At 61.7% G+C, this 19,153-nt stretch carries 17 protein-coding genes; 4 read left to right on the forward strand and 13 right to left on the reverse strand.

Annotation, left to right across the window (positions count from 1 at the left end; translation table 11 throughout):
* Window positions 1–34 precede the first annotated feature (34 nt).
* The 3 genes from FNZ07_RS11860 to FNZ07_RS11870 are packed head-to-tail and all read left to right on the forward strand — an operon-like array spanning window position 35 to window position 3,541.
* Entirely contained in the window at window positions 35–1,468 is a 1,434-nt protein-coding gene (locus tag FNZ07_RS11860) for an MFS transporter (protein ID WP_091006534.1), read from the forward strand.
* Window positions 1,469–1,514: 46 nt separating this feature from the next.
* Window positions 1,515–2,714 carry a CaiB/BaiF CoA transferase family protein gene (locus FNZ07_RS11865; protein WP_091006536.1) on the forward strand — a complete coding sequence of 400 codons (1,200 nt, stop codon included), beginning with the start codon at window positions 1,515–1,517 and terminating at the stop codon, window positions 2,712–2,714.
* 2 nt (window positions 2,715–2,716) lie between these two features.
* Window positions 2,717–3,541 carry a citryl-CoA lyase gene (locus tag FNZ07_RS11870; protein ID WP_091006537.1) on the forward strand — a complete coding sequence of 275 codons (825 nt, stop codon included), beginning with the start codon at window positions 2,717–2,719 and terminating at the stop codon, window positions 3,539–3,541.
* On the opposite strand, the gene FNZ07_RS11875 is transcribed toward FNZ07_RS11870, so the two are convergent.
* The 10 genes from FNZ07_RS11875 to ansP all read right to left on the reverse strand — a co-directional run bounded on the left by FNZ07_RS11875 (window position 3,529) and on the right by ansP (window position 15,856).
* A complete protein-coding gene (locus FNZ07_RS11875; RefSeq protein ID WP_091008701.1) occupies window positions 3,529–4,293 on the reverse strand; it encodes an IclR family transcriptional regulator in 765 nt (254 codons plus the stop codon). The two genes, FNZ07_RS11870 and FNZ07_RS11875, sit on opposite strands and share 13 nt — an antisense overlap.
* A gap of 153 nt (window positions 4,294–4,446) precedes the next feature.
* Window positions 4,447–4,851, reverse strand: coding sequence for a 2-oxoglutarate dehydrogenase (locus FNZ07_RS11880; protein ID WP_245811292.1), 405 nt, complete (start codon window positions 4,849–4,851; stop codon window positions 4,447–4,449).
* Window positions 4,852–4,896: 45 nt separating this feature from the next.
* Window positions 4,897–6,711, reverse strand: coding sequence for a S10 family serine carboxypeptidase-like protein (locus FNZ07_RS11885; protein WP_091006539.1), 1,815 nt, complete (start codon window positions 6,709–6,711; stop codon window positions 4,897–4,899).
* A 970-nt stretch (window positions 6,712–7,681) separates the two neighbouring features.
* Window positions 7,682–8,086, reverse strand: coding sequence for a 2-oxoglutarate dehydrogenase (locus FNZ07_RS11890; RefSeq protein WP_245811293.1), 405 nt, complete (start codon window positions 8,084–8,086; stop codon window positions 7,682–7,684).
* Window positions 8,087–8,148: 62 nt separating this feature from the next.
* The gene (locus FNZ07_RS11895; protein ID WP_091006540.1) at window positions 8,149–9,978 is read right to left on the reverse strand and encodes a S10 family serine carboxypeptidase-like protein; all 1,830 of its coding nucleotides are present in this window, start codon (window positions 9,976–9,978) and stop codon (window positions 8,149–8,151) included.
* A gap of 665 nt (window positions 9,979–10,643) precedes the next feature.
* Window positions 10,644–10,886 (reverse strand): hypothetical protein, encoded by a 243-nt coding sequence (locus FNZ07_RS11900; RefSeq protein ID WP_091006542.1) that lies wholly within the window; start codon window positions 10,884–10,886, stop codon window positions 10,644–10,646.
* Between the two features lie 144 nt (window positions 10,887–11,030).
* Window positions 11,031–11,861 (reverse strand): transglutaminase family protein, encoded by an 831-nt coding sequence (locus tag FNZ07_RS11905; RefSeq protein WP_091006543.1) that lies wholly within the window; start codon window positions 11,859–11,861, stop codon window positions 11,031–11,033.
* 8 nt (window positions 11,862–11,869) lie between these two features.
* Window positions 11,870–12,811: an alpha-E domain-containing protein gene (locus FNZ07_RS11910; RefSeq protein WP_091006545.1), complete on the reverse strand. Its 942-nt coding sequence runs from the start codon at window positions 12,809–12,811 to the stop codon at window positions 11,870–11,872.
* A 112-nt stretch (window positions 12,812–12,923) separates the two neighbouring features.
* Complete coding sequence (locus FNZ07_RS11915) at window positions 12,924–14,342, reverse strand: circularly permuted type 2 ATP-grasp protein (RefSeq protein WP_091006547.1); 1,419 nt, start codon at window positions 14,340–14,342, stop codon at window positions 12,924–12,926.
* A 56-nt stretch (window positions 14,343–14,398) separates the two neighbouring features.
* Complete coding sequence (gene ansP, locus FNZ07_RS11920) at window positions 14,399–15,856, reverse strand: L-asparagine permease (protein ID WP_091006549.1); 1,458 nt, start codon at window positions 15,854–15,856, stop codon at window positions 14,399–14,401.
* 427 nt (window positions 15,857–16,283) lie between these two features.
* Here ansP and FNZ07_RS11925 point away from each other — a divergent pair, with 427 nt between their 5' ends.
* On the forward strand, window positions 16,284–17,237 hold the full coding sequence (locus FNZ07_RS11925; RefSeq protein WP_091006550.1) for a LysR substrate-binding domain-containing protein: 954 nt from the start codon (window positions 16,284–16,286) through the stop codon (window positions 17,235–17,237).
* Window positions 17,238–17,384: 147 nt separating this feature from the next.
* On the opposite strand, the gene FNZ07_RS34045 is transcribed toward FNZ07_RS11925, so the two are convergent.
* The 3 genes from FNZ07_RS34045 to FNZ07_RS11940 all read right to left on the reverse strand — a co-directional run bounded on the left by FNZ07_RS34045 (window position 17,385) and on the right by FNZ07_RS11940 (window position 19,138).
* Complete coding sequence (locus tag FNZ07_RS34045; RefSeq protein WP_322788627.1) at window positions 17,385–17,966, reverse strand: hypothetical protein; 582 nt, start codon at window positions 17,964–17,966, stop codon at window positions 17,385–17,387.
* A 288-nt stretch (window positions 17,967–18,254) separates the two neighbouring features.
* Window positions 18,255–18,581, reverse strand: coding sequence for a hypothetical protein (locus FNZ07_RS11935; RefSeq protein WP_143097998.1), 327 nt, complete (start codon window positions 18,579–18,581; stop codon window positions 18,255–18,257).
* Window positions 18,582–18,643: 62 nt separating this feature from the next.
* Window positions 18,644–19,138, reverse strand: coding sequence for a YbaB/EbfC family DNA-binding protein (locus FNZ07_RS11940; protein ID WP_245811294.1), 495 nt, complete (start codon window positions 19,136–19,138; stop codon window positions 18,644–18,646).
* Window positions 19,139–19,153 lie beyond the last annotated feature (15 nt).

Below are 19,153 nucleotides of genomic sequence, written 5' to 3' on the forward strand. Positions count from 1 at the left end.
ACGACGTTCGATAAACGAGACCCGGAGGATTTCCATGGCAAGCCTGCCGTTCGACGCGCCCGATCCATCGTCCACGCTGCAACCCGGCAACGCCGCGGCCGGGCCCGGGATCAATGCGCGCATCGACCGCCTGCCCGCGACCCGGACCGTCTGGATGCTCGTGTTCCTGCTGTCGATCGGCGGCTGGTTCGAGTTCTACGACCTGTTTTTCACAGCGTATGTCGGCCCCGGGCTCGTCAAGAGCAGCCTCTATGCGACGACGACGGCATCGTTCTTTGGTTTCTCGGGGCTCGGCGCGTTCGTCGCGGCTTCGTTTGCGGGGCTCTTTATCGGCACCTTCGTCGTGGCCGGCACGGCGGACCGCTTCGGCCGCAAGAACATCTTCACGGTGTCGCTGCTGTGGTACTCGATCGCCACGTTGATTATGGCGTTCCAGACCACCGCACCGATGATCAACCTGTGGCGGTTGATCGCCGGTATCGGTGTCGGCGTCGAACTGGTCACGATCGATACCTACGTCAGCGAGTTGATGCCGAAGCATCTGCGCGGCCGCGCATTTGCGTTCGTGCATCTGGTGCAGTACAGCGCGGTGCCGTCGGTGGCGTTTCTCGCGTGGTGGCTGGTGCCGCAGGCGCCCTTCGGTCTCGACGGCTGGCGCTGGGTCGTGATCATAGGGGCGCTCGGCGCGATCGTCGTCTGGGCGATTCGCCGGCGTCTGCCGGAAAGCCCGCGCTGGCTCGCGCAACAGGGTCGCACGGCGGAGGCGTCTGCAGTGCTCGCGACGATCGAAGCCAGGGTCGCCGCGCAATACGGCAAGCCGCTGCCACCGCCCGTCGCGGCCGTCGAACCGGCCACCACTAAAGCGTCGTTTCGCGAGATCTGGCAACCGCCCTATCGCCGCCGCGCAATCACGATGCTGATCTTCAACCTGTTCCAGGCGATCGGCTTCTACGGTTTCGCGTCGTGGGTCCCCACCCTGCTCGTCGCGAAGGGCGTGACGATCACGCACAGCCTGCTGTACTCGTTCGTGATCGCGATCTCGAACCCGTTCGGCCCGCTACTCGGCATGGCGATCGCCGATCGCATCGAACGCAAGACGTTGATCGTGCTGTCGGCGCTCGGCATCGCTGTGTTCGGCAGTCTGTTCGCCACGCAGACCTCGCCCGCCATGCTGATGGTGCTCGGTGTACTGATCACGTTGTCGGGCACGCTGCTGTCGGTCGGCTACCACGCGTACCAGACCGAACTGTTCCCGACGCGCATCCGGGCCCGCGCGGTCGGCTTCGTCTATTCGATGTCGCGGCTCTCCGCGATGTTCTCCGGCTTCATGATCGCGTTCGCGCTGCGCCACTTCGAAACGACCGGCGTGTTTGCGTTGATCAGCGCGTCGATGGTGATGGTGATGGTATCGATCGGGCTGTTCGGGCCGCGCACCAATCAGTTGAGCCTCGACGAAATCTCGCATTGACCTGCGGAACCCGCGGACACTCCGCAATTGAACTACAAGGTGTGACATGACGCTTCCGTTGACCGGCATCCGGGTACTCGATCTATCGAATGTCCTGGCCGGCCCGTTCTGTGCGTATCAGCTGGCGCTGCTCGGCGCCGAAGTCATCAAGATCGAGCATCCGGACGGCGGCGATCTCGCGCGGCGGCTCGGCGCCGACAAGGATGCGTCGGCGCGTAATATGGGCACGTCGTTTGTCGCGGTGAATGCAGGCAAGCAGTCGGTGACGCTGAATCTGAAAGATCCGCGCGGCAAGGCGATCCTGCTCGATCTCGTGAAAACCGCCGACGTGCTGGTGGAAAATTTCCGGCCGGGTGTGATGGCGCGGCTTGGGCTCGATCATGCGGCGCTCAGTGAAGTGAATCCGCGGCTGGTCTATTGCGCGATCTCCGGCTTCGGACAGGACGGCGAGTTGTCGTCGCGGCCTGCCTACGACCAGATCATTCAAGGTATCGCCGGTGTGATGAGCGTGACCGGCGACGCCGACAGCGCCCCGCTGCGAGTCGGCTATCCGGTTTCCGATACCGTGGGCGGTTTGACAGCGGCGCTGGCCATCTGCGGCGCGCTCGTCGAAGCGCGCGCGAGCGGACGCGGCCGGATGCTCGACGTATCGATGCTCGAAGCGACGCTCGCGACGATGGGCTGGGTCGTGTCGAACTACCTGAACGCCGGAGTCGTCCCGACGCCAATGGGCAACGAGAATTTCACTGCTGCGCCATCGGGTACGTTCAAGACCGGCGACGGCCTGCTCAACATCGCAGCCAACGAAACGAAACAGTTCGTCAGTCTGTGTGCCCTGCTTGGGCGCGCCGACCTGCCCGGCGACGCACGCTTCTCCGAACGCAACGCCCGCAAGGTGAACCGCGCGGCGCTTAAGGCGGAACTCGAAGCCGCGCTTGCCGCCGACAGCGCGGCAAACTGGGAAACGAAACTGATCGCGGCCGGCGTGCCCGCGGGGCGTGTGCTGTCGGTGCCGGAAATTCTCGCGCATCCGCATCTGGCGTCGCGCCATTTCGTGCGCGAACTGCCCGACGAGCGAGGCGGCGCAACCCAGCGCGTCACACGCGCGGGGTTCCTTCTGTCCGATGCGGATGCTGCGCCCTCCACCGCAGCGCCGGCACTTTCCGCGCATACAAAAACCCATTTGAGCGCGCTCGGCTACGACGAATCGCAAATCGATGCGCTGCATGCCGAAGGAGTGATCTGACCATGACACAACCGCTCGATACGGCCGCCCTCGCCGCCGACTACTGGAGCACGTCGATCATCGACATCCATCCGGGCTCGATCAATGTGCGCGGCTTCCCGATCCAGGAGTTGATCGGCGCGGTCAGTTTTCCGCAGATGATCTGGTTGATGCTGCGCGGCGAGTTGCCCGACGCGCCGAAGGCGCAACTCTTTGAAGCCGCGCTCGTGGCCTCGGTCGATCATGGACCGCACGCGCCGTCGATTGCGATCTCGCGGATGGCCACGAGTTGCGGTTTGCCGTTGAACGGCGCGCTGGCCTCCGCCATCAATGCGCTCGACGACGTGCACGGCGGCGCTGGCCAGCAGGCGGTTGAACTCTATGAGACAGTGCGCGACCGCACCGCGCAGGGTGTAGCGCTCGACACTGCAGTCGAACAGGCCGTCGATGCCTTCATTGCCGCTCACGGCAAATATCTACCGGGCTTCGGGCATCGCTTTCATCCCGTCGATCCACGCGCCGTGAAACTGCTCGCTCTCGTCGATGCGGCGGTGGCAAACGGCACGGTGTCCGGGGAATACGCAGCGATAGCACGCGGCATCGAAGCGCTATTGCAGCGGCGCAAGAACAAGCCGGTGCCGATGAATATCGACGGCGCTACTGCGGTGATTTACGCTGAACTCGGCTTTGCGCCGGAACTCGCGCGCGGTGTGTTCTGTCTGTCGCGGGCGGTCGGCATTCTCGCGCACGCATGGGAACAACGCGCGCGCAACGAGCGCAACAAAGGGCCGATGCCGCGCCAGATGGCCTATCGCTATACCGGGCAGCCCGAGCGTCACCTGGACTGACGATCGAGCACGCGGCGCCACGCAGTGCGCAGCCCGCGCGAATCGCCGCCGAGCGCATCGGTTGCGCGCGAAGCGCAGTCGAACAGCGCACCGAGGTTGCTCTCGATGAACGCGCTGTCGATCCGCGAAGCGGGTCCTGCGAGCGTGAGCACGCCGCGCAGCGCATCGCGTACACCGAACACCGGCGCCGACATGCCGGCCGTTTCGCGATCGCGCTCACCCACCGAGACGCAGTAAAAATCCTCCCGAATCTGCTCGTACGGCTCACCCACCGCTCCACCGAACGCAAGCAACGCACGCCCACCCGATCCGGTTTCCAGCGGCAGCACGTCGCCTTCGCGCACATGAAAACGCACCGCATGCGTCGAGTCGACGCGATGCAGACACACCCGCACCGCCTCATCGCGCACGTAGAACGACACGCTCTCGCCGCTCGCCTGCGCAAGCTCCTGCATCAGCGGCACGAGAATATCGCCGAGCTTCAGACTGCGCTGGTACAGCGCGCCAAGCATGAACGTAGCGGGCCCGAGCTGATAGCGACCGTCGTCGAGACGCAGCAGCAACCGATGCTGGATCAGCGAGCCGGCAAGACGCAGCAGCGTGCTTTTGTAGAGGCCGGTACGCGCCGCCAGTTCGGCGAGCGTGAGCGGTGCATCGTCGGGACCGAATGCGAACAGGATCGAGCAGGCCCGGTCGAGCACCGCGACGCCTTCGCTTTCCTTCGGGCCGGGCTTGTCCTGGGGCATGGGCATGAACAGTCGGGTCGTCGAGTCGAAGCGCAAATTTTACGCGATGCGGCAGACATGACAAAACCGGAGTGTCGTGCCGACACTCCGGTTTCGCTTACTTCGTACGCAACCCGGTCGCGGCCGGGTGCGCTTCGAGAACCCGCGTCGGCCTGCCCGCTATTGCTGCTGCAACTGCTGTTGCTTCTGGATATACGTCCGCACATCGGCCATCGACACACGCCCGGTATGGGCACTGTCGATTTCGTCGAAGTGTTTGGAGACGTAGCCCAGACCGCTGCTTTGCGCCTGCGCCTTCGTCACCGACGCACCGTTGCTCAGCACGGTGTTGGCACCGAGTCGTGCTTCGACGCGCTGCTGCGCCTGCTGCTGCAACGTGGTACCGGTGGACGGCAGCACCGCCGCCACACGATTCTGCGGAAAGAACGGACCGTCGACACCCCGGCTGCCATGAGGCAGCGTCACAGGCGCCACCGCTTGGGGCGGCAGAGCGTGGGCGCTGCTCATCGCGGCACCGAGTACGATCAACGGGGAAATACGTCGCATCAATTTGATTGGAGACATGATCACTCGCATTGAATAGGTGAACAGAGCGTTCCCGTCCATCGCTCAGGGGGCCGTTGCCGTGGCGGTCGGCGTGCTGCCGGTCGGTGTTCCGGGCGCAGCCTCGTCACGCCATGCCAGCGGCAGTGTCGTCAGCGTCAGTGCACCGGGGATCGCTCTCGCGCCATAGAAGAGCGCGAGATCCGCTTTCATCTGCGGGCGCGCCACGTCGTCCAGATAAATCATGTGGCCACCCTGGAAGAAGCTGACCTGCAGGTTCGGATTGAGACCGACCACTGTCTGGAGCCGCGCCAGTTGCTTCTCGGTATTGAAGAACGGCGTCACCAGGTCGTGGTAACCGTTTTCCGAGAACACCTCGAGCCGCGGGTTCAGTTGCAGTGCGCCCAGCAGATCGGGGATCGTGTCCGGCATCGGCTGACCATCGTGCGAGAAATCCCACACATTGATGATGTTGTCGTTCAGCGGCACGTACGCCGAGTTCGGCGCCGTGTAGCCGAGGTAGTTCGGCAACTGCGTCGCGAGTGCGTTGACGAACGGCTGCGTGAGCAGGATGTCCGACGGATCGCCGTCGCTCTGCAGCCGCGGGTCCGAGTTCGGCAACGACACGCGTCCGTCATACCCGCCGATCGTCGTACCCGGAATCAGGGCGGTTTCGAGCGGACTCGAGTTGAAGAAGCCTTGCAGCGCCTGCAGTGTCAGGCTCGACGGAATGACCCACGACTGCAGCGTGCGGGCTGCCGGGTACACCGGCGTACCAAAGAACCCAGGAGCGCCGTCCTGGCTCAGTGCCCACGTCGCCGCGTACTGCCCGAAGTGGTTGTACTGTCCCGTACCGAATTGCTCGACCTGCGCCGCCAGAGCCGCCTGACTGGCCGGTGCCGGCGATACGAGGTTGTAGTACGCCGCCACCTCCGCGAAACCGGGCAGGTAACCTTCCACGGTATCGGTCGCGAGTTGCAGACCCGCCTGCGAATTCGTGATCGCCACGGCCTCTGTCGCATCCGCGAAATAATTCAGGATCGCGGACTGCAACGTAATCCCCGTCAGGTGTACGCCAGCCGATTCGAGCGCGAGCGCCAGCATATCGGTACGCGGCGTGCCGTACGATTCCCCGTACAGATACAGCGGCGACTTGCTGCGACTGTTGACCGCGATATAGCGCTCGATGAAGTCGCGGATCACGTTGACGTCCGGATCGGAACCCCAGAACGTCTGGTTCGTGTTCGGTAGCACGGCTTCGGAGAGGCCTGTTCCCGGTGGGTCGATGAAGACCAGGTCGGTCGTGTCGATCAGGCTTTCGGTGTTGTTGACGATCGGGTAGTTCGGCCAGTTGTTGCCGAACAGCGGGTCGGGCGTCGCGACACGCGTCGGCGCAAACGAACCGAGACGCAGCCAGATCGACGACGAACCCGGGCCGCCGTTATAGACGAACGTAACGGGTCGCGGTGCGCCGTTCGTGCTCGGCGCGGTGTACGCGACGTACGACATCGACGCTTCGGGGTTGCCCTTCGAGTCCGCCGCGGTCAAGTGACCCGTGGTCGTCGTGTAGTTGACCGTGGTGCTGCCGGAAGTCCACGTGTAGTTCATCACGGCCGCTTTTTCGGCCACCTGCGATGCGGCGAGCCCGTCGCCGGCGTTCATCGAATAGGCGACCGGGTCGACGTAGGGCTGGTTGCCCGTCGGCGGGCTGGCCTGCGCGTTGGCGGTCTGCTTCAGGCTCGCGGCGCCGCTCGATGACGAACCGCCATCGCTTCCGCCGCATCCCGCGAGGACCATGACGCCGATCGCAATCGCACCTAGTGCGGCGAACCGGCCCTGCTGGCGAGGCTCGCTGCCAGTACAGCTTCTGTCTGGTTTCATCTCAATCCTTGGTGGTGGGTTTCGCTACCGTTTCACAAAGGCCGCCGCAGCCGGGGCGTGATGCATCGGGGCGCGGGTAACCCGCGCGACACTCGCGGGCCTGCAGCGGTCGGGATTAAATTTCTTTTGCAGATCCAGATTTAAAGATATTTCTTCTACGCATTTAACAATGCAGCCGGACAGCTAAAGTGGTGTGCACTCCGCTGCCTTCATTTCCATTTAGCCGATATGAACATATCGGCGGCATCGCAAAAATAAGTGGTCCGCAGAGGCTCTGTCAAGGATTATGAGGACGTAAAAAATAATCACCAAGGCAGTGCCGGGCGCCTCATGAACTTTGAAAAAAATCCTGTTGCTCCGACGTATCGCGAAGCTAGCATAAAAAAACTCACCAAAATTTCCCTGCCGGAGGAGTGAAAACCCTCATCCTTAGCGCTGGCGTGGTTTGATGCGGCACTAATGTTGGCTTTCTGAAAGTTTCGACTTGGCTCTGTTATTTTCCCGTTAATCAGATTGGCTAATAAGGCTCCATGAGAATACGCATCCTCTCGACTACTTAATACATAAGGTAGCGCGAGTTATTTTTCCTGTTGGATTGAATAATCACTAATGTTGGCTTTCTGAAAGTTTCGACTTGGCTCTGTTATTTTCCCGTTAATCAGATTGGCTAATAAGGCTCCATGAGAATACGCATCCTCTCGACTACTTAATACATAAGGTAGCGCGAGTTATTTTTCCTGTTGGATTGAATAATGTCACCTACACACAATAAATGCACCAGCCTGCACTAAAACCGAGAAACCCGCCGAGATACATTCAGATTGAACTGCAGAACACAGCATTAAAACGAGCGAGTCCGCAGAAAATCAAACTGCTGTCATTTTTACAACCCTCAACAAAACAAAACCGGAGTGCCACGCGGACACTCCGGTTTCGTTCGATGGCCTGCCCATAAATGGGTCCGAGGCCCTTACTGCTGCTGTAGCTGTTGTTGCTTCTGGATATACGTCCGCACGTCGCTCATCGACACGCGCCCGGTATGGGCACTGTCGATTTCGTCGAAGTGTTTGGAGACGTAACCCAGGCCGCTGCTTTGCGCCTGTGCCTTCGTCACCGAGGCGCCGTTGCTGAGCACGGTGTTAGCACCGAGTCGCGCTTCGACGCGCTGCTGCGCCTGTTGCTGCAGCGTAGTACCGGTGGACGGCAGCACCGCCGCCACACGGTTCTGCGGAAAGAACGGACCGTCGACACCTCGACTGCCATGCGGCAGCGTCACAGGCGCCACCGCTTGAGGCGGCAGTGCATGGGCGCTGCTCATCGCCGCGCCGAGTACGATCAACGGGGAAATACGCCGCAATAGATTGGTTAGAGACATGATCACTCGCATTGAATGGGTGAACAGAGAGTTCCCTGTAAGAAGGAGTATCCCGTCATCGATCAGGGCGCTGCCGCCTGGGTGGTCGGAATGCTACCGGTCGGCACGCTCGCGGCGTTCTCGTCCTGCCACGGTGGCGGCAGTTCGCGCAACGTCAGCGCAGTCGGAATCCGCCGGTTCGCGTAGAACGTCTTGAGATCGCTCTTCATCTGCGGACGCGCCACGTCATCCAGATAGATCATGTGTCCGCCCTGGAAGAAGCCGACTTGTATCTTCGGATTCAGACCCGGTACGGTCTGGAGTCGCGCCAGTTGCTTCTCGGTGCTGAAGAACGGTGTCGCCAGATCGTGGTAGCCGTTTTCCGAGAACACCGCGAGACGCGGATTGAGCTGCAGCGCACCGAGCAGATCGGGGATCGTATCGGGCATCGGCTGACCATCGTGGGTGAAGTCCCACACCCCGATGATGTTGTCGTTCAACGGCACGTAGGTCGCATTCGGCGCCGTGTAGCCGAGATAGTCCGGCAACTGCGTCGCGAGTGCGTTCGTGAACGGCTGCGAGATCAGGATGTCCGACGGGTCGCCATCGCTCTGCAACCGCGGATCCGAATTCGGCAACGACACGCGTCCGTCATACCGGCCGATTGTCGTTCCCGGCAGCAGGCTGGCCGAATACGGATTCGCGTTGAAGTAGCCTTGCAGCGCCTGCAGCGTCAGGCTCGTTGGCCACGTCCACGACTGAAGCGTTGCATTGCTGGGGAAGACCGGTGTACCCAGTGCGTCCGGTATACCCAGCTGGCTCAGCACCCACGCTTGCGAATACTGCTGGAGCTGGTTGTACGCGAGCGTAGCGAACAGCTCCATCTGCAGCGCGTACAGGCCCTGGTTGATCGGCGCCGGCGACGCCTGGTTGTAGTACGCCGCGACCTCCGCATACCCCGGCAGATAGCCCGCCACGGTATCCGTCTCGAGCAGCAGGCCCTCTGTCGACTGCGTGATCGCAACGGCCTCTGTCGCATCCGCGAAGTAATTCAGGATCGCGGACTGCAGCGTGATCCCCGTCAGGTGTACGCCGGCCGATTCAAGCGCCAGCGCCAGCATGTCGGTACGCGGCGTGCCGTACGACTCTCCGTACAGATACAGCGGCGACTTGCTGCGATTGTTGACGGCCACATAACGCTCGATGAAGTCGCGCATGATGTTGACGTCCGGGTCGCTGCCCCAGTACACGCTGTTCGTGTTCGGCAGGACCGCTTCGGAGAGCCCGGTGCCCGGCGGATCGATGAAGACCAGATCCGTCGTATCGATCAGGCTTTCCTTGTTATCGACGAGCGGGTAGTTCGGCCAGTTGTTGCCGAACAGCGGATCGGGCGTCGCGACACGCGTCGGTGCAAACGAACCGAGGCGCAGCCAGATCGACGACGAACCCGGGCCGCCGTTGTAGACGAACGTAACCGGTCGCGGTGCGCCGTTCGTGCCCGGTGCGGTGTACGCGACGTAGGACATCGACGCTTCGGCGTTGCCCTTCGAATCCATCGCGGTCAGGTGGCCCGTGGTAGTCGTATAGTTGACCGTGGTGCCGCCCGACTTCCACTGGTAGTGCATGATCGCGGCTTTTTCGCTGACCTGCGACGCGGTGAGCCCGTCGCCGGCATTCATCGAATAGGCCACCGGATCGACATACGGTTGATTGGCGGACGCGCTTTTCGCGTCCTGTGCCGGGCTGGCCTGTGCGTTGGCAGCCTGTTTGAGGTTCGCTGCGCTGGTGGATGAACCGCTGTCTCCTCCGCCGCATCCTGCGAGAACCATGAGCCCTAGCGTCAGGGCACCTAGCCCGGCTAACCGGCCGTGGCGGCCGTAGCTGTTGCCGGTACAGCTCCTGTCTGGCTTCATCTCTATCCTTGGTGGGTGGGTTTCAATACCGCTTCACAAAGGCCGCTTGCGCCGGCGAGACGCGCAGGAACTCCGACAACTCGCGCTGCACTCGGGGCACACGACGGTTGGGATTCAACTTCTTTTAAGAGCCTGAATTAAAACTGACTATGACATGCGCTGAGTATTGCTAACTGCTGGCTGGAATTATGCTTATAGCCCCGTCCTGATTTCCGCAGTAGTGACATCGGAAATCGGCGACACAGCAAAAATAGGCGGTGCCCCAAGACCTTGTCAAGGATTATGCGGGCATTAAAAGAGTAACCAATATATGCAGATTGGGCAGTGTCTGGTTTTCGAAAGAAAATCAAACTGCCCTGCTATTGGTGAGCTTTATGTGAACAAACTTCCAGAATCTTTCGTTTTGAGAAACGCAACGCCGTGGCCCTTGAGGAGGCAGGCCGTGCTCGGTTTCCTTTCAATTTACCGAAAATTTTCTTTCATTTTCATTATTCATTTGAAAAATCGATATTCTCAATAAAACTCAAATCGGGATTTCAGTAACGGCTCCGGCCATTAAGTTTGTCCGGGCATCCACAAAATACCGAATTTTTATTTTCAACTCATTAACCGGAATTATTTACACGAATTATCGCATCGAATAAAGCAAGCTGTCCGGTTAGCGCCTATGCCGACGGATGATCCCTGAGCCACGCATTAATCGCATCCTGTGCGAGCGCGGCGGTATCGGCACGGCCTTGTGCGACCGCACCCCTCATGTCCGGCGTGCCATTGACGTCGTGAAAAATCGACCACTTCCATTCGATACCGCTCACCGACGTCGTCCGGCTCGGGCCCGGTTGCAGCATGCAGAAATACGATTGGTATCTGGCATGAAGCGTGTCGAACTGGCCGATGGTGAATTGCATGGAATCTCCATTGTCGAGGGTCGCCGGGACTGGCGGGCGTCTGTCGAGGAGAATTGTAGCCGGGCAGGCGGGCGAGGACGAGGGCTGGTTGGGTCGCGGCGCGTAGCCCTGGGCGGGGTAGCCCCGGGCTGGCCGCGCCCTCCGCTACCCCTGACTCTGACTCTGGCTTTGCCCTTGCGCCGGCAGGACCGTGATCTCGACGGTCAGCGCCTCGTTACTCTGCCCCGTGCGGATGCCTGACACCGGCATCGCATCGCCGTAGTCGAAGCCCGTGGCGATGCGCACGTAGTGGTCATCGGGACAGCGGTTGTTGGCTGCATCGAAGCCGACCCAGCCGAGCCCGTCGATATAAGCCTCCGCCCACGCATGGCTCGCCGCCTGCTCGTCGACACCGTCCATCAGCAGATAACCGGACACGTAGCGAGCAGGCATGCGCAGCTGCCGCGCGACGGCGATAAAGACGTGCGCATGGTCCTGGCAGACACCCTGTCCGGCCAGCAATGCCGTTTCGGCATCGGTTTTGACTTCGGTCGTGCCTGGCCGGTAGGCGATCCGCTCGTGAACGGTACCCATCAGAGCGTGCAGAACCTGCAGTTGCGCCGTTTCCGAGCGTAAAGGTTCGGCCAGCGCCTTGATGGCTTCGCCGGCGCGGGTGAGCGATGTCTCGCGTTCGAAGATCCACGGCGGAGCGATCCCGTCGAGCATGCCGAGCACACCGGCGCGATCTTCGGTGATGACGGTGCCCGCGGCAACGATGACGATCTCGCTCATATTGCGTTTGTGCCGCACGAAATCGACGCGGTTGCCGAGGCCGTCGGTGTAGGTCACGGTCGGCTCGATATTGTCGACGGTGACACGCCAGTCGACGACCGTCTGCCCGGCTCCCGTCTGCGGACGCAGGCGCAGCCGCTGCAGGGCGTACGGCACCGGCTGGTCATACTCGTAACGCGAAGTGTGGCGAATGGCGATGCGCATGGCCGGGCTCAATCGAAGTTGTAGGTTTCGGCGATTTCAAAACCGAGACGGTTGTTCTGCGCGATGAAGCCGGTCAGGAACTCGTGCAGGCCGCCTGCGAAGATCCGCTTGACCGTGTTGTCCCGCAGCGTCGCCAGTGTCGTGTGGGCCGTTTGCTGACAGGGATGAGTCACGCCGTAGTCGCGCGCCAGATACCCCAGGTTCTCGACGATGTTCACGTAGCAGAAGTTCAGCGAGCGCGGCATGCGCCCGTTGAGGATCAGATAGTCCGCGATGTTCACCGGCTTGTACTGCACGTCGTAGACCCAGCGGTAGGAGCGGTGTGCATCGACGGAACGCAGGATCGACTCCCACTGGTAGTTGTCGAGCGTCGTGCCGACGTAGGAAATGGCCGGCAGCAACAGGTGATATTTGACGTCGAGAATCCGCGCTGTGTTGTCCGCGCGTTCGATGAAGGTGCCGATGCGCGAGAAATCGAAAATTTCGTTGCGCAGCATCGTGCCGTGGAACGTGCCGCGAATCAGCGCCGCTTCGCGCTTGATCTGAACCAGCACGACCGGCAGTTCGCTGGCCCGTATCGGCTGCGCCAGCACGCGGCGGATCACCATCCACGCTTCGTTGATGCTCTCCCACGCTTCGCGCGTCAGCGCGGTGCGCACCATGCGGGCATTCGAGCGTGCGGCTTCGATGCTCGACAGCACGCTCGACGGATTGTCGGGGTCGCGCAGCAGATAGTCGGACACGGTATCGGCCGTGCAGACGTCGTGTTTCTTGCGGAACCCCTCTTCCGTGCCGGACGTCACCACCACGGACAACCACGTCGCCGGCGCGTCGGATGCTCTGGTCAGTGCCATGCGCAACCCGGCATCGACGACGCGTGCGATGTTCTCCGCGCGTTCGATATAGCGGTGCATCCAGTAGAGCCCGCTTGCAGTGCGACCAAGAAGCATGTTCTGTCAAACTCCCGTTGCTGTTTTGCACGGTCCCGGCGTGTAGATGGCCGGGTCTCTGCGAATCTTCGTCTCTGGCAACCGCCGTGTGTAGCGTTGCGTCGGGCGGGTCTCAGTCGGCGGCAAGCACCCAGGTATCTTTCGTGCCGCCGCCCTGGCTCGAATTGACCACCAGCGAGCCTTCCTTCAATGCCACCCGCGTCAACCCACCCGGCGTGATGCGAATGCGGTCCGACATCAGCACGAACGGCCGCAGATCCACATGACGCGGTGCGAGACCTTGCGCAGTCAGGATCGGCGTGGTGGACAGCGCGAGTGTGGGTTGCGCGATGTAGCTGTGCGGACGCGCCTTCAATTTGAGTGCAAAGTCCTCGCATTCCTGCTTCGAGGCAGCCGGCCCGACCAGCATGCCGTAGCCGCCGGACCCATGCACTTCCTTCACGACGAGTTCGTCGAGATGGGCGAGCACGTATTTCAGGCTGTCCGGCTCCGAGCAGCGCCAGGTCGGCACGTTTTCGAGGATCGACTGGCGGCCCGTGTAGAACTCGACGATCTCCGGCATGTATGAATAGATCGCCTTGTCGTCGGCGATGCCGGTACCGGGCGCATTCGCGATCGTGATGTTGCCCGCGCGGTAGACATCCATGATGCCGGCCACGCCGAGCACCGAGTCGTGCCGGAAAGTCATCGGGTCGAGGTACGCATCGTCGAGCCGGCGGTACAGCACATCGATGGCGCGGAAACCTTCGGTGGTACGCATCGCCACGCGTCCGTCGACCACCTGCAGGTCGCTCCCCTCGACCAGATGCACGCCCATCTGGTCGGCCAGAAACGCATGCTCGTAGTACGCGGAATTGTGGATGCCCGGCGTCAGCACCGCGATGGTCGGATTCGACGCGTTGCCGCCCGGCGGGCACACCGCCGCCAGCGACTCGCGCAGCAACTGCGGATAAACCTCGACCGGTCGCACCTTGACCTGCTGAAACAGCTCCGGAAACAGCTGCATCATCGTTTCGCGGTTTTCCAGCATGTAGGACACGCCGGACGGCGTGCGCGCGTTGTCTTCGAGCACGTAGAACTGGTTTTCCGCCGTGCGCACGATATCGACGCCGATGATGTGCGTATAGACATTGCCCGGCGGCCGGAAGCCGATCATCTCCGGCAGAAACGCTTCGTTCTGCGTGATCAGCTCGCGTGGGATGCGCCCCGCCCGCACGATCTCCTGACGGTGATAGATATCGTCGAGAAACGCATTGAGCGCCATCACGCGTTGCTCGATGCCCTGCGACAGGCGCTCCCACTCGCGCGCGGAAATGATGCGCGGAATGATGTCGAACGGGATCAGCCGCTCGGCCGCTTCTTCTTCGCCGTACACCGCGAACGTAATGCCGGTCTTGCGGAACACGCCTTCGGCGTCGGTGGCTTTCTGCGCCAGGTTCGCCGGGTCCTGCGTATCGAGCCATTGCTTGAGCAGCTCATAGGGCGCACGCACTGCATCGCCGGACGTCAGCATCTCGTCGAATGGCTTCACTTCGGTTCTCCGTAGTGGGTACAGCAAACGGGTTCAGCACACAGGTTCAACGGGTATTACTGATGCGGCGGCGGGTCTTCGAGCACGCTCTGCGTCAGCACCACCGACGGAATGGTCGGCCTCAGCATCGTGCCTGCGCGGCGACGTACGCCGTACCAGCCGGCCACCAGCAGCACCGCGACCACCGGAATCGACGCCACGGTCCACGTGCCGTTCGGGTAATCGAAAGCCATCAGCACCAGCACGCCGAGCAGAAACGCGAGCGTCAACCACGATGTTACCGGCGCGCCGGGCATCCTGAAACTAACCGGTTCGGCTTCACCGCGCGCCACCGCGCCCCGGAACTTCATCTGGCAGACCACGATGAACCCCCAGGTGCTCAGAATACCGAGCGACGCGATATTAAGCACGATTTCGAACACGCTCGACGGAACAAAATAATTCAGCACGACGCCGATGACGTAAATCGCCACGGTCACCAGAATGCCAGCATACGGCACCGATTGGGAACTCATGCGGGAAAGGAAGTTCGGCGCGGAACCGCCCATCGACAGTGCGCGCAGTACGCGGCCGGTCGAATATAGCCCCGAGTTCAGGCTCGACAGGGCCGCCGACAACACCACGATGTTCATCACCGACCCCACGCCCGGCACGCCAAGCGCAGCGAAGAACGTGACGAACGGGCTCTGCCCCGCCTTGTACGCGCTCCACGGTAGCAGGCAAACCAGCAGCACCACCGCTCCCACATAGAACAGCGCAATACGCCAGATCACACTGTTGATCGCCCGCGGCAGCACCTTGCGCGCGTCCTTGCATTCGCCCGCCGCCGTGCCGACCAGTTCGACTCCGGCGAACGCGAAGACCACGCCCTGCACCAGCACCAGCGCAGGCAACAGGCCGTGCGGGAACAGGCCGCCATTCTGGCTGATCAGGTGCACGCCGGTCGTGTTGCCGCCCACATGGATGCCGGTGCCCAGGATGACCGTGCCGATCACCAGAAACAAGGAGATCGCCGCGACCTTGATCAGCGCAAACCAGAACTCCATTTCGGCAAACCATTTCACGCCGATCAGGTTCATCGCCGCGACGATGCACAGCGCGATCAGCGCGAACACCCACTGCGGGACTCCACCGAACGCACCCCAGTAGTGCATGTACAGCGCGACCGCGGTGATGTCGACGATGCCGGTCATTGCCCAGTTCAGAAAGTACATCCAGCCGGCGACGTACGAGGCCTTTTCGCCGAGGAATTCGCGTGCGTACGACACGAAGCTGCCGCTGCTGGGCCGGTGCATCACGAGTTCGCCGAGCGCGCGCAGGATCAGGAACGAGAACAGGCCGCACACGAGATAGACGATGGCGAGCGACGGGCCGGCCACCTGTAGACGCGCGCCGGCGCCGAGAAAGAGCCCGGTCCCGATAGCGCCGCCGATGGCGATCATCTGGACCTGACGATTACCCAACGTTTTGTGATAACCGGCCTCATGCGATTCGAGCCAGGTTTTCGTATCCATCGGGGCGGCTGGCGCCGGGGGGGCTTGTGTATCGAGGGCAGTCATATCGATTCCATCCTTTCACAGGGGCGCTTGACTTTGCTTGACTTCAAAAACCGAGGGGAGATACCGTAAGACGCGTACGCAATCGCGTACGGACAAGCTCGCGATCAACCACAGGGGGTGTATGACGATGGTTGATGGACCGCCAGGCTTCTTGCCGGGCTACCGCTTCGCATGACAAGGGTATGCAGCCAAAAGGTATGTAGCCCAATTTATCGAGGCAATGCCCATGCATATTTCGACTAACCCTTCGCGAAAAACGCATCGGACAGGGCGAATTATTCGTATTGCGTAGCGCCAGACTGCCAGGCTGTGTCGCCGGCATCGTGCGTCGCTGGCTGGACACGCGTGCCGGAAGTCGATTGATCCAATACAAGTGAGCAATATGGAAGCAAAGTGGTTGGAAGACTTTCTCAGCCTCTCGGAGATGAAGAGTTTTTCGCGCGCGGCCCGCAGCCGGCATTTGACCCAGTCCGCTTTCAGCAGGCGAATCGTGGCGCTCGAAACATGGATGGGGACGAAGCTGGTCGACCGTAGCGTTAACCCTGTCACGTTGACGCCGGCCGGACGTATGTTCCGCAGCCTCGCGGCGGACATTCTGCGCAGCATGCATGCGGCGCGCAGTCTCGTCGGCGGTTATGAACAGTTCGCCGAAAACGATCATGTGGTGCACTTTGCCGTCGCCCACACGTTGGTGTTCACGCTGTTCCCCGACTGGCTGAAACGCCTGACCAACGAGTTTGGCAACATCATGGCGCGCGTGCAGGCGGTCAATGTGCCGGAGGGTGTGCAGCATCTCGTGGCCGGCGATTGCGATCTGCTGATCGGCTACCACCACCCGCAACTGCCGATCGCGCTCGATCCCAATCACTTTCCGTTTATGACGCTCGGGGTCGAGCGGATCTTGCCGGTGTCGGCGGCAGGCAGCGATGGCCGGCCGCTGTTCGAACTGCCTGGCAAAAGCGGCCGGCCGTTGCCGTTGCTGGCTTATTCGTCGGGGGCGTTTCTCGGTAACGTCGTCGAGATGCTGCTGATGAATGCCGCCGAACCGTACGCGCTATATCGCTGCTTCGAAACGCATATGTCGGAGGCGTTGAAGGGCATGGTGGTGGCGGGACATGGGATCGGCTGGCTGCCCGAAAGCTGTATTGCGAAGGAGTTGAGCGAGGGCACGCTGGTTCATGCCGGGCCGGACGCATGGGCAACCGAGCTGGAGATTCGCCTGTATCGGCCCGTCAAGCAGCGTGGCGCTGCGGCCGAGCAACTGTGGGCGTATATCAGCAATCAGTCGATCGAGCCGGCGGTCGAGGCGATCCCCGAGGTTCTGGTCGAGCGATGAACGGCGGGGATATATTGACGATGCGCTTGAAGACGCGCCTGAAGATGAGCGCCGCTGCGTAGCGGCGTGCAACGACAACACCGTGACGACACCGGTGTGCCGTCACGGTCGATTGCCTGCGTGGCAATCACACGATAATGGTCGTGCTTACGACTTCGACGGGCGTCCCGTCTTGACCGTTTCGACTGCAGCGATCGTCTCGAGCAGACGCTTGGTCGGCACGGATTCGAGCAGCGCAAGACCGGCTCGCAGCAGTTCGCTTTTCTTCACCGCCACGCCTTCCTCGACGCATTTCTGCTTCAGTGCGGCGATTTTTTCGTAATCGGATTTCGGCATCGTGAAGCTGTCGCGGACGACTTTTTCCTTCTTCACGCGCTTTGTCTTTGCCTCGACGCTGGCAGGTGCTACTGCTTCCGGCGCAACGGTCTTCGGCTTCGCTACCTTGACTGCCTTGGTCGTTTTCACGGCCTTGGTTTCCTTGACCGCTTTCACGGGCTTGGCGACCGGCTTGGTGGTTTTCACCGCTTTCACGACCTTGGCGGTTTTAGCGACCTTCGCAGTTTTCGCAACCTTGGCCGTTTTTGCCGGAGTCGCTGCGCGCGGCGTCTTCTTCACGACTTCGGTGGCCTGCGCAGTAGCCCGTTTGGCGCCCGCTGCCGCGCGCCCCCGGGTAGGTGCCGGTCGACGAACAGCTTTTTTTGCAGCACCAGCGGTGCGGGGTTCACTCATCACTACCTCCTGATCGATAAACAATATAAACAGTATATATCGTTTAAGAACAATGACGGAACCTCACAGGCCGGCGCAATACCGCAGTACGTGGGCTGGTGGCTCGATCCGAGCGGATTTTAGCCCGGATTCAAGCGCCTGGCGTTATCAGGGTGTCTACCGATGGGCTTGGCCGGGTATCGCCGGCAATTCGGGGCTACGGCGAGCACGTCCTGGCGTGGATCGGGGACGTTTAAATGCTCGATCCGGAAACCGGCAGAGCCTTGCCCGACGGGCGTCAGACGGGCCTCAGCCGGGCGCCGCCGCGTCGCAGGTGTAAGTCACCGAGTACTGGTAAAGCGGCGCGGGATGCTGGTCGACGCCCTGGGTGACGGGAATCGCCATTCTGGAGTTGACGGTACGCAACCGGGCATTGCCGGCGCAGGCGCGCCGTGCCGCCTCGATGCACGGCTCATCGTCGCGTGACGTATCGAGCGTGCAGCCCACGTTCACCTGCTGGGGTGGCGTCGTCGTCGGAAGACCGCTATTGCCAACAGGGGCACACGCCACCAGGATCAGCAGAATGCCGCCCAACGCCCCGGCAAACTGCACCGGTTTCCACATCACGCGTCTCATTGCCACTCCCCCGTTGTCGGTCAGTTTCGCTGCATCGTTCCAGAAAATGCCTTACCTGCCGCTCACGGCGCGGTCGCCGCCGCGCCTGAGGCTGGATCGGCGGTTGCGGTCATTTGTAGTCGTACGCGTAGCGGTTGGCGCATGTCGGCGGGTGGCGGTTCGGCGATCGGGTGTGCGGTCAGCATCTGTCGCAAGGTTGCGTCTGCTTTCGCGTCGCCCAGCGTGTCGAACTCGACCCGCGTCACCGCACCGTCCGCCCCGATCCACGCGCGGACCACGATGGCCGGCGGCGGCGTGTCGCCTTTCGCGTTCAATACTCTGTCTTCGAGAAACCGATGCAGCTGGTTAGCGGCTTCGTCATCCGTTTCCAGCGATGCCTGGAACTGGCGTCCTACCTGATGCGCATAGTCGATCCATGGTTGTGGCACGTTCAGCGTTTGCGACGAGGCGGACATACTTCCGGTCATCGTCAGCAGCGCGATCAGCATGCCGAACCAGTTGCCGCGGTTACGCCGGGTACGTCGACTGCTCGGGTTACTTCGCCCTCTTGCGTTCATGCGCCTGCCTTTGGT

This window comes from Paraburkholderia megapolitana (genome assembly GCF_007556815.1).
Taxonomy (GTDB): Bacteria; Pseudomonadota; Gammaproteobacteria; order Burkholderiales; family Burkholderiaceae; genus Paraburkholderia; species Paraburkholderia megapolitana.

What these genes read in the sequence shown, in the direction of transcription:
- FNZ07_RS11860 (WP_091006534.1), top strand. Translation starts at nt 35, where the DNA reads ATGGCAAGCCTGCCGTTCGACGCGCCCGATCCATCGTCCACGCTGCAA.
- FNZ07_RS11865 (WP_091006536.1), top strand. Translation starts at nt 1,515, where the DNA reads ATGACGCTTCCGTTGACCGGCATCCGGGTACTCGATCTATCGAATGTC.
- FNZ07_RS11870 (WP_091006537.1), top strand. Translation starts at nt 2,717, where the DNA reads ATGACACAACCGCTCGATACGGCCGCCCTCGCCGCCGACTACTGGAGC.
- FNZ07_RS11875 (WP_091008701.1), bottom strand. Translation starts at nt 4,293, where the DNA reads ATGCCCATGCCCCAGGACAAGCCCGGCCCGAAGGAAAGCGAAGGCGTC.
- FNZ07_RS11880 (WP_245811292.1), bottom strand. Translation starts at nt 4,851, where the DNA reads ATGTCTCCAATCAAATTGATGCGACGTATTTCCCCGTTGATCGTACTC.
- FNZ07_RS11885 (WP_091006539.1), bottom strand. Translation starts at nt 6,711, where the DNA reads ATGAAACCAGACAGAAGCTGTACTGGCAGCGAGCCTCGCCAGCAGGGC.
- FNZ07_RS11890 (WP_245811293.1), bottom strand. Translation starts at nt 8,086, where the DNA reads ATGTCTCTAACCAATCTATTGCGGCGTATTTCCCCGTTGATCGTACTC.
- FNZ07_RS11895 (WP_091006540.1), bottom strand. Translation starts at nt 9,978, where the DNA reads ATGAAGCCAGACAGGAGCTGTACCGGCAACAGCTACGGCCGCCACGGC.
- FNZ07_RS11900 (WP_091006542.1), bottom strand. Translation starts at nt 10,886, where the DNA reads ATGCAATTCACCATCGGCCAGTTCGACACGCTTCATGCCAGATACCAA.
- FNZ07_RS11905 (WP_091006543.1), bottom strand. Translation starts at nt 11,861, where the DNA reads ATGCGCATCGCCATTCGCCACACTTCGCGTTACGAGTATGACCAGCCG.
- FNZ07_RS11910 (WP_091006545.1), bottom strand. Translation starts at nt 12,811, where the DNA reads ATGCTTCTTGGTCGCACTGCAAGCGGGCTCTACTGGATGCACCGCTAT.
- ansP (WP_091006549.1), bottom strand. Translation starts at nt 15,856, where the DNA reads ATGGATACGAAAACCTGGCTCGAATCGCATGAGGCCGGTTATCACAAA.
- FNZ07_RS11925 (WP_091006550.1), top strand. Translation starts at nt 16,284, where the DNA reads ATGGAAGCAAAGTGGTTGGAAGACTTTCTCAGCCTCTCGGAGATGAAG.
- FNZ07_RS34045 (WP_322788627.1), bottom strand. Translation starts at nt 17,966, where the DNA reads ATGAGTGAACCCCGCACCGCTGGTGCTGCAAAAAAAGCTGTTCGTCGA.
- FNZ07_RS11935 (WP_143097998.1), bottom strand. Translation starts at nt 18,581, where the DNA reads ATGAGACGCGTGATGTGGAAACCGGTGCAGTTTGCCGGGGCGTTGGGC.
- FNZ07_RS11940 (WP_245811294.1), bottom strand. Translation starts at nt 19,138, where the DNA reads ATGAACGCAAGAGGGCGAAGTAACCCGAGCAGTCGACGTACCCGGCGT.